This window comes from Microcoleus sp. FACHB-672, assembly GCF_014695725.1.
Taxonomy (GTDB): Bacteria; Cyanobacteriota; Cyanobacteriia; order Cyanobacteriales; family Oscillatoriaceae; genus FACHB-68.
The window spans coordinates 274,098-286,865 of sequence record NZ_JACJOU010000015.1 but is presented as its reverse complement, the minus strand read 5'-3'; the positions used below and the strand labels follow the sequence as shown (position 1 = coordinate 286,865).

Annotated in this window: 7 protein-coding genes; 5 read left to right on the top strand and 2 right to left on the bottom strand. The window is 45.5% G+C overall.

All coding sequences use genetic code 11. The features are described 5' to 3' along the window. Positions 1 to 39: 39 nt before the first annotated feature. From H6F56_RS10985 to H6F56_RS10975, 3 genes are all read left to right on the top strand, one after another. Complete coding sequence (locus H6F56_RS10985; RefSeq protein ID WP_190667746.1) at positions 40 to 1,419, top strand: sensor histidine kinase; 1,380 nt, start codon at positions 40 to 42, stop codon at positions 1,417 to 1,419. 368 nt (positions 1,420 to 1,787) lie between these two features. After that, the gene (gene phoU, locus H6F56_RS10980; RefSeq protein ID WP_190667744.1) at positions 1,788 to 2,453 is read left to right on the top strand and encodes a phosphate signaling complex protein PhoU; all 666 of its coding nucleotides are present in this window, start codon (positions 1,788 to 1,790) and stop codon (positions 2,451 to 2,453) included. A 248-nt stretch (positions 2,454 to 2,701) separates the two neighbouring features. Continuing rightward, the gene (locus tag H6F56_RS10975; RefSeq protein WP_190667742.1) at positions 2,702 to 4,966 is read left to right on the top strand and encodes a PhoX family protein; all 2,265 of its coding nucleotides are present in this window, start codon (positions 2,702 to 2,704) and stop codon (positions 4,964 to 4,966) included. Positions 4,967 to 5,067: 101 nt separating this feature from the next. On the opposite strand, the gene H6F56_RS10970 is transcribed toward H6F56_RS10975, so the two are convergent. Further along, positions 5,068 to 6,414 (bottom strand): response regulator, encoded by a 1,347-nt coding sequence (locus H6F56_RS10970; RefSeq protein ID WP_190667740.1) that lies wholly within the window; start codon positions 6,412 to 6,414, stop codon positions 5,068 to 5,070. A gap of 153 nt (positions 6,415 to 6,567) precedes the next feature. Then, positions 6,568 to 9,135 carry a hybrid sensor histidine kinase/response regulator gene (locus H6F56_RS10965; protein ID WP_242031952.1) on the bottom strand — a complete coding sequence of 856 codons (2,568 nt, stop codon included), beginning with the start codon at positions 9,133 to 9,135 and terminating at the stop codon, positions 6,568 to 6,570. A 550-nt stretch (positions 9,136 to 9,685) separates the two neighbouring features. Between H6F56_RS10965 and H6F56_RS10960 the strand changes: the two genes are divergently transcribed. Together H6F56_RS10960 and H6F56_RS10955 are read left to right on the top strand one after the other, a co-directional pair. Then, positions 9,686 to 10,210, top strand: a complete 525-nt coding sequence (locus tag H6F56_RS10960; protein ID WP_190667738.1) for a RidA family protein — start codon at positions 9,686 to 9,688, stop codon at positions 10,208 to 10,210. A 250-nt stretch (positions 10,211 to 10,460) separates the two neighbouring features. After that, positions 10,461 to 12,755 (top strand): heavy metal translocating P-type ATPase, encoded by a 2,295-nt coding sequence (locus tag H6F56_RS10955; protein ID WP_190667737.1) that lies wholly within the window; start codon positions 10,461 to 10,463, stop codon positions 12,753 to 12,755. Positions 12,756 to 12,768 lie beyond the last annotated feature (13 nt).

The window sequence follows — 12,768 nt, the reverse complement described above, 5'->3', positions numbered from 1 at the left end:
TAACTCCTAACCGCTGATCACTCACCCCTAACCACCAAAATGGCTCTAGTCGCATTTTTCTTGGGTTTAGCTCTAGGGCTTGGAGTGTTCCTGTCTCAACGGCTGTTGCTTAACCGGCAACTTCAACGACTGCTTGCAATATTGCCAGATGATGACATCGGAGATTCCTTGCCAAGCCTGGTTCGCTTGCGGCGATCAATCGTCCAAGCAAACATGGAGCGGCAACAGCTAGAAGTGCAACTGCAATTATGGCGGCAACTTCTCCAAGTTGCACCGATAGGCTATCTACAAGTTGATGAAGAAAATCAACTGCTTTGGTGTAACGAGCAAACGCGACAGCTATTCAATATTCAAAATAGGGAGTCAGAACGGTCGCGTTTGCTCCTTAAAGTTGTGCGTTCCTTTGAACTAGACGAACTCATCGAGCAAACTCGCCACCAGCAGCAGCCGTGTCAGTGCGAGTGGGTGTTTCATCCCGCCATTTCCGATGCTGAAGGCATGAGCCGGCAGCGATCTACAACCCTGCGGGGGTACAGTTGGCCGCTGCCAGATGGCCAAGTGGGAGTGTTTTTAGAAAACCGGCAGGACTTGGTAACGCTCGCTCACAGTCGCAACCGCTGGGTGACAGACTTAACCCACGAACTCAGAACCCCCCTGACTTCTATTCGTTTAGTTGCAGAAGCCTTACAGCAACGCTTAGAACCGCCAATGCAGACTTGGGCGGAGCGGTTACTTTTGGAAACGAACCGGCTGATTAAGCTGGTACAAGACTGGCTAGATTTAATTCAGATTGAAGCAGATCCCAGTAAAAGCCTCACGTCTAGACCCTTAGAACTGCCGGTTTTAATTCAATCAGCATGGCTGACTCTAGAGCCGCTTGCTAAGCAGAAACAACTAGATTTTGTCTATTCTGGCCCTGACCGGCTGGCCCTCAGCGCAGACGAGTCCCGTCTCACCCAAGTCTTTCTCAACTTATTCGACAACAGTATTCGTTACAGTCCGCCCCAAAGTACCATTCAAGCGAAGATTGCCCTGCTGCCTTCCGAGAGCGCTCCAACCTCTCTGCAAATCGATATCTTTGATTCCGGCCAAGGTTTTCCAGAAGCAGATTTACCCCATGTTTTTGAGCGATTGTATCGCGGGGAGCCATCACGTTCACGCAGTGTTTCTGACTACCAAAAAGACACCGCAAATCCTGCCGGCACAGCATCAGATAGAAAGTTTCAACAGCCCTCATCCAGCAATACCCAAACAGCAGCAACCTCAGTGAGTGCCGGCAGTGGACTCGGTTTAGCGATTGTTCGGCAAATCGTCCTCGCTCATGGCGGCTCCATTACTGCCCACAACCATCCGGAAACCGGCGGCGCTTGGCTACAAATCCATTTACCCTATGAAGAAGTAACGGCTGGAAGGAGTTAAGACTACTTTGCAGTTTTTGTAGCGCAAACTACCATTTATTACAGGCCGGTAGCAGAAGATTAGGAGATTTCCGACTGTCTATGCGTTTAAGGAAAAACCCTCATAACCAAGTTCTTCCGTTGTCTAATTGCTTTTTCTATCTTTAGTTTAATTCTATCTTTGTGAATTTCAGTTATTATTATAGTTTGCAACGCATTGAGGCTATAAATTTGCTGAAAGTTATTCCCCTTTGCTTGCATCTGAGCTACTGAGCGGGTCAGGCTTTGAACCCTAATCAGGCGCTCGCTGTACTTGAAAATGCCCTCTCTAAAAGAGTGGAGTTACGCTGCATATAGTCGTTCTTTTTATAGTTTTTTAAAGTAACTGGCGTGAATTCAGCATCTTCTAATCAGAATTGTGAGAGAACCCATTTTGAGCGCCAGATTAAGCGTTTAGAACGGGATGTTTTGCGGATGGGTGCTTTGGTAGAAAATACATTTCGCCTCAGTCATGAAGCTCTGTTTAGTCGAGATTTGTGTGCAGCAAAGGAAATTCCTTTACTAGATAAGCAAATCGATCAATTTTACCGGCAGATAGAATCAGATTGCGTTCTGATGATGACCCTTCAAGCACCGGCAGCACAGGATTCCCGCTTGTTAGGCGCGTTTATGCAGCTTGTGCGAGATTTAGAACGCATCGGTGATTATGCAAAAGATTTGGCAGAAATCGCGATTAAACTGTTTCCTTATCCCACCCAACCCTGTATGCCGCAAGTGGCAGAAATGTCCCAACACGCACAAGCCATGCTGGCAATGAGCTTAGTAGCTTTAGCCGATTTAGATGCTGAGGCGGGAAGGCAGCTAAAAGAGCAAGATACTACCGTCGATGATGCGTACGAAAGCCTTTATGACACTTTAGCCCACCAGCGAGATATTAAAGGGGTGGTTGAACCGATTGTGTTACTGACGCTGGTCATCCGTCATTTGGAACGCATGGGCGATCATGCGACCAATATTGGTCAGCGAGTGGCTTATATTGTTACAGGACATCGTTAACCTCGGCATTACCAAAAGATTAATTCCGCCTACACAGGAAGTTTTAAAATAGAGGTTGTTTTTTGCGTTCATATCGCCTGAACGCTATTTTGTGTCGCGCCGCATTTGGGCAGCCGTCTCCCTCTGTTAAAACTCTATCAATTTTGCGGATAATTAATAGTGATGTAAAAATCTGCCGTCTCACTTCTAAAACTGCTTCAGATTAAAAACTGCACCAGCTATCTGCTCATCTAAAATTTCAAATCAATATGAGTGTTAATCGTCGGGATTTTTTATTGTTTCTGGGAAGTGCTGCCGGCGCAGTTGCCTTGAATTCCCTGCAATCGTGTGGGCCAAATTCAACCACACAGACTTCCTCTCAAAACGCTCTGAAACGGCTATTTCTGCCAGTTAAAGGGCCGATGCCGCTGCTCACAGATGGAGTTGAGCCGGCCCAGCAACCGCAAGCTTACAGCACCTATGAAGTGGCGGATGACCTTGTTTTGCCAGATGGTTTTACCTATCAAGTGATTGCCGCTTGGGGCGATAAAGTTGGGGATTCCCGTTTCGGTTACAACAATGACTATTTATCCTTTGTGCAAACCGGCCCCGATGAAGGTTATCTAACAATTAACTTTGAATATATTAGCGAACGCCCTTGGCTACAAAGCTTTCAACAAATCATTGGCAAAACCCTACCGTTTGAGGAAGTAGACGCCGCTGTTAAAAAAGCCGGTAAAGATGGGCTAAATGCCTTCGCACTGCCGGATAGTGACCCGATCAAAGTTAAAATTCGGGAAATTTGCAAAGAAGCCTTGATCGATCAGGGACTAGGGGTGATTTCACTACGCCGGCAACCAGACGGCAGTTGGGAAAGAACCAATTCCGCAGCAGATCGGCGAATCACCGGCATCTCAGGATTAGAAGATGGGCGTTATCTAAAAGCAACCGGCCCAGCAGTAGCGGTTTTTAAGAAACAGCAAGGACAAGGCTATATTGATAAATTAGGTGCTCAAATTATCGGCACTTTTGCCAACTGTGCCGGTGGGACAACGCCGTGGGGAACGGTTTTAAGTGGGGAAGAAAACTTTCAATCCCAAGTCCCCGAACCTGTCTATGCTGATGGCACCTCTTATCCGCCGGCAGAACTGCCTTTCAACACCGCAAGTCTCGACGCCCAAGGCAATGTATTTGGACTTACCGGCAATAAATATGGTTGGATCGTAGAAATCGACCCAGCCAACCCGAAAGACTACGGCACGAAACATACCTGGTTAGGACGCTACCGGCATGAAGCAGTTGGGGTTCGCGTAGAAGCCGGTAAACCCCTTGCCTTTTATTCCGGCTGCGATCGCCAAGGTGGACACGTCTATAAATTCGTTAGCAAGGATGCTGTTAGCAACCCCACCGACAAAGCTAACTCCAAATTACTAGGAACCGGCCAACTTTACGCCGCTAAATTCAACTCAGATGGCACCGGCAGTTGGATTCCCTTAAAAGCAGATACTTCAGTTAATCCCGATCTCCCTAACAATATCATCGGAAATAACCTCTTGCTACCTTATCGGGAACCGGGAAACGTGACAGTCGGTAAACAGAGAAACGAGAACGAATCCCAACCCCCAAAATCCGCTAATCCCGGCAAAAATCCCTATATTCAAGTTGAAAATAACGAACAAGTTACCCAATTTAAACAGCAATTTAAAACTTTGGGAGATTTGTACACCGGCAACCCGGAAGAGAAACAAGGGGCAATTTTAATTGATGCTCATTATGCCGGCAACGCTGCCGGTGCCACCTGCACAGCCCGTCCGGAAGACACTGAAATTGCCCCCGATGGGTCACTGTACATTACCTTTACTGCCGGCCTTTCCGGGAAAGAAGGCGGGCCAGATCAGCGCATTTTTAAAGGCCCGCAAGGCGAAACGCCCTATCCTTATGGTTGGATCATGCGCTTAGAGGAAGAAAACAATGATCCTGCCGCCTCAAATTTTCGGTGGAAAATGGCAGCAACCGGCGGTGAACCGGCTGGCGGCGGCATGGGATTTTCCAACCCAGATAATCTGTTAATTGATCCGAAAGGCAATATTTGGGTAGTGACAGATATTGGCACCGGCGCACATAATCAAGCCGTTCCCAATCGCGTAGAAGCCGGTAAACCTGTAGAAACTTCTAAAATGCTTGGTTTATTTGGGAACAACTCAATTTGGTATATGCCAACTTCTGGGGAAGATGCCGGTAAAGCATTTTTGTTCGGCTGTGGGCCAATGGATTGCGAAACCACAGGGCCATTCTTCACAAACGATCAACAGACATTATTTTTAGCTGTGCAGCATCCAGGGGAAGCAAAGGGCATTCGCCAAAACATGGCAGCGGAAACACGAGAATTTGCTCTGCTAACGACTGATGGCAACCCATTCATACAAAAGCGTCAAGTGCCGGTGGGTTCCAACTGGCCCGGTAAAGGTGCTAACGATCCACCTAAACCAGCCGTCGTGGCTATTCGTCGCACAAATTCTCAACCGATTATCTGAATTATCTCGAATTAGCTTATCCGTGAGGATGGGAGTTTTTAGTTTGCGCCGGTTATGCAGTTGTTAATATCGGTGATGGAAGCAGGATAGTGCTTTTTTAGTCACATTACTGTGGCAAGGGGACATGAGTCCTCTTCCCCTAACCGATCTTTTTCCTCTTGCCTAATCGGAAGGGTAATAATAAACTCTGAGCCTTTTCCCAATTGTGACTTAACATCTAGCTTCCCGCCATGCTTTTCGACGACAATTTGATTGGCAATTGATAATCCAAGCCCAGTTCCTTGACCTACGGCTTTTGTCGTAAACAGATGTTGAAATACTTGACTTTGAACTTCGTCCGACATTCCTATCCCATTGTCTTGAATCCGAATTAAGACCTGTTCACCATTATCTGAACACTCTGTCTGGATCATAATTCGATTAGGATGATCCTTAATTTCCGCAAAAGTGCGTCCCCAGTTGCTCTCTTCCAAAGCATCGATAGCATTTGCGATCAGATTCATAAAGACCTGATTGAGTTTTCCAGGGAAGCATTCAATTTTAGATAAATTTCCGTAGTTTTTTTCAATAACAATAGCAGGACGAGTGTTATTTTCTTTTAATCGATATTTCAAAATCATGAGTGTGCTATCAAGGCCCTCATGGATATTAAATGAAATCGGACGATCACTATCTGATCGGGAAAACGTGCGTAAACTGGTGCTGATATTACGAATCCGATCAATGCCTTCCTTCATTGATAAAATTAACTTTGGAAAATCTTCCTTTAAATAATCTAATTCAAGGCAGTCGAGTGCCTCTTGAATTTCAACAACTGGGTTGGGATAGTGTTGTTGATAAAGTTCAACTAAAGATAATAACTCTGTAACATATTGTTCAGCATAGTCAAGATTTCCGCTAACAAAGCCAACTGGATTATTGATTTCGTGAGCCACGCCGGCTACTAATTGTCCGAGTGTAGACAATTTTTCTTTTTGCACAAGCTGCAATTGAGATTTTTGTAAGTCTTCTAGTGCCAAGGAAAGTTCGGCGGTTCTTAAAGAGACTTTTTCTTCTAAGTTTTTGGTTAAAGAGTGAAGCTTGAGATGAAGTTTGACTCGCGCTAAAACTTCAATTTCTTGAAAGGGTTTTGTAATGTAATCAACTGCGCCGGCATTAAACCCTTTAACTTTATTTTCTATGTCAGAAAGCGCCGTCATAAAAATTATGGGAATCTCAAACGTTTCAGGATTTTCTTTTAACCGCTTGCAAGTTTCAAAGCCATCGATTCCTGGCATCATCACATCTAGCAAGATCAGATCGGGAAAACTATGTTGAATTTGTTTGAGCGCTCGTTCTCCATCAATCGCGATGGCAACTTCATAACCGGCATCGCTCAAGACTTCAGACATGACTTCTAAATTGGCAGGCGTATCATCGACGACTAAGATTAAGGCGGGTTCAGACATGGGTAGTATCTCACATCAGTTTATAAGAGTTAGGGAGTTAATATTTTCGCAGTCAATCATTAATTTGCAAAAATCTTTGAAGTTTTTTGCCGGCTCTCTCTTTTTCTTTTAGCTTCAAAATTTGAAAATTTCAAGGTTTTTAAGGAATAATTCTCAATTTTGTTGCATTTCTATACATCTTTTAATTAAAATTTCAATTTTCTCTCCTTGAAATTTTTGTGATAAAAGCAAAACTTCTTGAACAAACCGCGCATATTTTATATCCAGTTTTTCAATCTCTTTCGCTTCTTCTATTACTTTTTTCAGCCGCCCTTGCTGAACAAATACCAGCATCTTATTTAAAGAATCTAGAGGGGGAGCCGTAATTTCTATTTCTTTAGTTTTGAGTGCTGTTGTTGAAGATGTTAAACCAGAAAAAAGTTCTGTGGCTGATGTCTCATATTTCCACCTAATCGCCAAATGTTTTTCTAATACGTGAAACAGCTCATCTACCTGGAGGGGCTTAGCCAGAAACTCATCTCCTCCCGCTTCCAGACTTTTTTGCCGCTCAGTCTCTGAAACAGAGGCAGATAAGAAGATCACCCGTATAGCTTTGAGCAGCTCTGAATCCCGCAAATGCTGCAACATCTCATATCCACTCATAACCGGCATGAGAACATCCAAGATGATTAAATTAGGGAGCGATTCGAGGGCTTTTTCTAACCCTTCTTGCCCATTCTCTGCCTCTATGACTTCAAAGCCCAGCGGTTCCAACAAATTCACCAATACGGAACGATTTTCCCACTTATCGTCTACCACTAAAATGATTTGACGATCTCCATAATAGCCAGCAATTTTTTTTGCATCTATTGCTAGTGTATCTTGTCTCCACCCATAGGCTAGGGGCAGATCAACCTCAAAGGAAAAAGTGCTGCCGGCACCTACTTGGCTTTGCACCTGAATTTGGCTACCCATGAGGTTAACAATACTATGGCTAATTGCCAATCCTAATCCTGTTCCTTCGGCGCGGCGCTTTCGATCTCCCACCTGTTCAAAAGGCATAAAGATTTTGTCTACTTCTTCGGGACTGATGCCAACGCCGGTATCCTCAATTTGGAAGCGGATTTTATATAAATTTTGAATAAATTCAATTTCTTGACTCTCGAACGATTGAAGTGCCAACCTGCTCGCTTCTACTTTAAACTTAACGCTCCCCTTTTCCGTGAATTTAATCGCATTGCCCAAGAGATTAATCAACACTTGACGTAGCCGCTTTTCATCCGCATGGATAGCTTCTGGTAGGTTAGGTGCCGGCAAAAAATTGAAATCGATTCCTTTCTGTTGGGCTTTAATTGAGCAAATTTCTTCAACACATTGAAGGAAGGAAGGAAAATGAAAATCACTCGTTTCCAGTTCCATTCGCCGTGCTTCAATTTTCGACAAGTCTAAAATGTCATTAATTAAAGTCAGCAAGTGTGAACCACACTGGTAGATAATCTCCAAGCCATCCTGTTGCTTTGAGGTCAGGGTTTTACTGCGCTGGAGAATTTGAGCGTAACCCAAAATGCCGTTGAGAGGGGTACGCAGTTCATGACTCATATTAGCGAGGAATTCACTTTTGGCTTGGTTAGCAGCATCTGCTGCTTTTTTAGCCGCCTCCGCAGTGATCTTTGATTTTTTGAGTTGGGACTGCTCAAAAGATTGTATCTGCCACAAAACTACAATCATTGTGCCGGTTAGTCCTAGCACCACGACTGCGATTAAGTCGAGGGGACGAAGTTGCGCTTCAATATTTTGCCGAGGAATCACTAAAGCAACCGACCAATTGGCTTGGTAAAGCGGCATATAGGCGACATATTGCTGCTTACCATCAATCAAAATTAGCTCAATGCCCTTTTTCCGATCTACCATATTTTGGGCGATCATCGCCAAACTTGAATCGGGCAGCTTTAGGAAACTAGGGGCGGGTTTTTCTAAGGTAGACATCAATGCAGGATTGGGATGAACAATGGCTTCTCCATTGGAATTGAGCGCAAAGGCATAGCTGCTTTTTCCATAACGCAAATCATTCACCACCTCAACAACTTTGTTAATATTAATCACGCCATTGATGGCACCCATCACCTTTCCCAAAGGCTTTCCAGGCGCTGCAATGCCCGACCAAACAGGGACTGCATAGGCGACGATTTTCTCTCCTGCAGGGACGCGGGCAATTAATGGATTAGACAAACTACTCATGCCTGCCATTGCACCCTGAACGTGCTTACGATCTTTGAGGTTGATGCTTCCTTGAGGCTGATCCTTCAGGGTGGTGTACAGGAAACCTTCCGCATCAATCATCCCAAAATACATAAATTCAGGCAGACGCTGCTGTTCCGAAAGCAGATACGGCTCTATTTTTTCCCAATCCATCGTTCGGAATATTGGGTTGTTAGCACTGGACTCTAATGCAGCCTTGTATTTCTCAATCCAACTGTCAATTTCTTGCGTCCCTTCCTTGACGCCTAAAAATGCTTTTTCCTTTAAGTTCTCTAGCAGCAGGTTTCGCACAACCTGATAGCTATAATAAGCACATAAGCTTACAATTAAAGTCGTCCCGCCAATAATCAACCGCATCACCAAGTTTTGGGACATAGGCGCTGTCTCTTCACGAGGGTTTCTTTCTTGCCGATCTCGCGGTTGCCACCCGTGATTAAGCTTCTGCCTATTTGTCAGTTGCTGGAGTTGCCGTAGGACAGTCATAGCTAATTAATTCGCAGATGACAGTGAATGGTTCTATTCTTCCCCGTCACTCTGCTTAAATCCACAAGTGCGGTGGAGCAATCATTAGGAAAAGGTCTAAGGCATTTACAGGTACAACAGACTTAGCGTAAGTACAGCCTGCAAAACTGTGGATTTTAGAGCCTCTCTTCGAGTGGGCGATTAGGCCAGTGGGTTAAGAAATACAGAAGGCAGGAAAAAAGCAGCTTTAGTAAGTTTATATTATACAGAAGAACCCGTTTGTGTTTACAGAATAGAAAATGATTTTAAGCTTCAGCCTGGACTGAGTGCAGACATCTCGCCTTTCCCGCCTCAAATGATTACTTAAATTCTGTGACTGGAATCTTTGCTGTTGAAGCCTGAGCCATAAGAAAAAGTTGTTTTTAAAGAGGACTAAATCCTAAAAACGCCTTTCTCAAGCCAATTGCTATTCTGCCCTTCTCAAACTGGAAAGAATTCTTAACGTTAGCAGCTAGCAGTTTAGGGGCAAACTGATCGGTATCATGATTTGAACTCAAAAGGAGTTGATCAAATGAAAAGTATTAGCCGAGTTAAGCCAATTCTGCTAGTTCTCGGAATTGTGGCAACATTGCTGGCTTTCGTGTGGCGAGTCGATGCAGCGGAAATTGTACGTCACCGGCTTGACCCTAGCTCACCTTATGTCAATCAGTTTTTAGAATCTGTTGCGGTTCCTGGTAACAAAAGCTTACTATTTCTAAGCGGTATGGTGCCGCCGACGATTAATCAAGCTGCCAATCCGAATACGCCTCAAGCCTATGGAGACACGAAGACTCAAACCAGAAATATTCTCACCAACATTCAAGCAATTCTTCAGAAGCGCGGATACTCGATGGGTGACGTGATCAAGGTACATGGATACTTGGTGGGTGATCCAGCGCTCAACGGAAAAGCCGACTTTGGCGCGTTTCAGGAAGCTTACGCTGAGTTTTTCGGCAACAGTCAACAGCCTAAAATACCCGTACGAACGCGCACACAAGTGACCCAATTAGTGCAGCCTGGATGGTTGGTTGAAATCGAAGTGACAGCAGCTAAGTAATTGGCGAAGTTAAGATTTGAGCTTCACCGGCTTTATTTTATAGCTGTTCTCAACGCGTGGTGGTATTGCCAATACCGGCACCTCTCCAGCACGCTTAAAAAAATCAACAAATTGCCATTTAGGCAACCAGCCGGCACATAGATTTAGTTAAATTATTGAGCATCACCCACACACTGCCGGGATGGGGAATTTCTTGTCTCTTAATGCCCAAATCCCGGCAACCAAAATCCCCTTCTGGAAAGTTTCAACAATGGAAACGCTCTATCTGAAAGTCAAAGGCATGGGTTGTGCTGCTTGCGCCGGCAGAATCGAGCGAGTTATCCACTCGGTGAGTGGTGTTGCTGAATGCAATGTCAGCTTTGGTGCCGAACAAGCCACCGTCCAATACAATCCCACCCAAACAAATTTAGAGCAAATTCAGCAAGCCGTGACAGATGCGGGATATGGCGTGCAGCCGGTTCAGGAAATGAGCGGCGAAACCCTGGATGCCGAACGAGAAGAACGAGAAGCCGAACAAGCGGATCTGTTGCGCCAAGTGGTAATCGCCGGCTTGATCAGCTTCATGCTAACGGCAGCGACGGTGCAGTTACTCACAAAGTGGCCGCTGCCGGTGCCGGCATGGCTGCACAGCCCTTGGAGTGGCCTGATGCTGGCAACGCCGGTGATGGTCTTTTGCGGTCAAATTTTCTTTCAACGGGGCTGGAAAGCGGCTAGAAGTGGGGCTGCGGATATGAACACATTGATTGCCACCGGCACCGGCGCGGCGTTTTTATATTCAGTGTTTGCCACGTTTTTTCCGCAATTTTTTGCTAAGCCGATGAGCAATGGCACTGTGCCAGTATTGTCATGCGGCGATCTTTACTATGATTGCGTCACCGTCATTATTACCATGATTCTTTTAGGCCGGCTGCTAGAAAGTCGGGCGAAATCTCAAACTTCGCAAGCGATGCACAAACTCATGGGGTTGCAGGCGAAGACAGCGCGAGTGATTCGTGAGGGAAGGGAGATGGATATTCCCGTTGCCGCCGTTACCGTGGGCGAAGTGATTTTAGTGCGTCCCGGCGAGAAAATTCCCGTGGATGGCGAAGTCATCGAGGGAAACTCGATGGTAGATGAGGCAATGGTGACGGGGGAAAGTATGCCGGTGAAAAAGCAATCTTCCGATGAAGTTATTGGGGGAACGATTAACAAAACCGGCAGTTTTAAATTTCGAGCAACGCGAGTTGGACAGGATACATTTCTGGCTCAAATTGTGCAGATGGTGCAACAAGCGCAAGGATCAAAAGCGCCGGTGCAACACTTGGCAGATCGGGTAACGGGAGTGTTTGTGCCGGCAGTGATGGTTGTCGCGCTTTTAACGTTTGTGGTGTGGATTAGTGCCACTGCCGACTTAAAAATGACCGTCAGTGCAACGGTTGGTGTTTTAATTATCGCCTGCCCTTGTGCCCTAGGTTTGGCAACTCCCACATCTGTGATGGTGGGAACCGGCAAAGGTGCAGAAAATGGCATTTTGATCCAAGACGCTGAAAGTTTAGAACTTGCCCATAAAATTCAGACCATTGTGTTAGATAAAACCGGCACTTTGACTGAAGGAAAACCAACCGTTACGCATTATGTGACGGTTCAAGGGACAGCCGAGGGCAACGAAATTAAACTTTTGCGGTTAGCGGCAGCAGTTGAGCGAAATTCTGAGCATCCGCTAGCAGAGGCAATTGTTCAATATGCCAAGGTTCAAGGGGTCGAGTTTCCCTTACCGGCAGCAGAAAAATTTGAGGCAATTGCCGGTGCCGGTGTCCAGGGTTTTGTTGCAGGGCAATTTGTACAAATTGGCACTTCTCGCTGGATGAATGATTTAGGAATTGCAACGCAAAAGCTGCCAACTCATCAAGATAAATGGGAGGCTGCCGGTAAAACCACAGCTTGGATTGCAATTGACGGGGAAATTGAGGGATTAGTGGGAATTGCCGATGCACTTAAACCCTCTTCTGCTGCCGCTGTCAGGGCGTTAAAAAGTATGAATTTAGAAGTTGTAATGCTCACCGGCGACAACCGGCAGACAGCAGAAGCCATTGCCCAGGAAGTTGGCATCAGTCGCATTTTTTCAGAAGTCCGCCCGGATCGAAAAACCGAAATTATCAAATCGCTTCAGATGGAAAAGCAAGGAATTGAAAATCGAATTGTGGCGATGGTAGGAGATGGGATTAATGATGCGCCGGCTTTAGCGCAAGCTGATGTGGGAATCGCCATCGGAACGGGGACAGATGTGGCAATTGCAGCGAGTGATATTACTTTAATTTCTGGGGACTTAGCCGGCATTGTCACAGCAATTCAACTCAGTCGCGCCACAATGACGAATATTCGACAAAATTTGTTTTTTGCCTTTGTTTATAATACTGCGGGAATTCCCATTGCTGCCGGGGTGCTTTATCCATTCACAGGTTGGTTGCTAAATCCAATTCTTGCCGGTGCAGCAATGGCTTTTAGTTCGGTTTCTGTTGTAACAAATGCCCTGCGATTGCGGAATTTTAAGCCGCGAATTAGTTAAAACTGTTCCTATC

What these genes read in the sequence shown, in the direction of transcription:
- H6F56_RS10985 (WP_190667746.1), top strand. Translation starts at nt 40, where the DNA reads ATGGCTCTAGTCGCATTTTTCTTGGGTTTAGCTCTAGGGCTTGGAGTG.
- H6F56_RS10975 (WP_190667742.1), top strand. Translation starts at nt 2,702, where the DNA reads ATGAGTGTTAATCGTCGGGATTTTTTATTGTTTCTGGGAAGTGCTGCC.
- H6F56_RS10970 (WP_190667740.1), bottom strand. Translation starts at nt 6,414, where the DNA reads ATGTCTGAACCCGCCTTAATCTTAGTCGTCGATGATACGCCTGCCAAT.
- H6F56_RS10965 (WP_242031952.1), bottom strand. Translation starts at nt 9,135, where the DNA reads ATGACTGTCCTACGGCAACTCCAGCAACTGACAAATAGGCAGAAGCTT.
- H6F56_RS10960 (WP_190667738.1), top strand. Translation starts at nt 9,686, where the DNA reads ATGAAAAGTATTAGCCGAGTTAAGCCAATTCTGCTAGTTCTCGGAATT.
- H6F56_RS10955 (WP_190667737.1), top strand. Translation starts at nt 10,461, where the DNA reads ATGGAAACGCTCTATCTGAAAGTCAAAGGCATGGGTTGTGCTGCTTGC.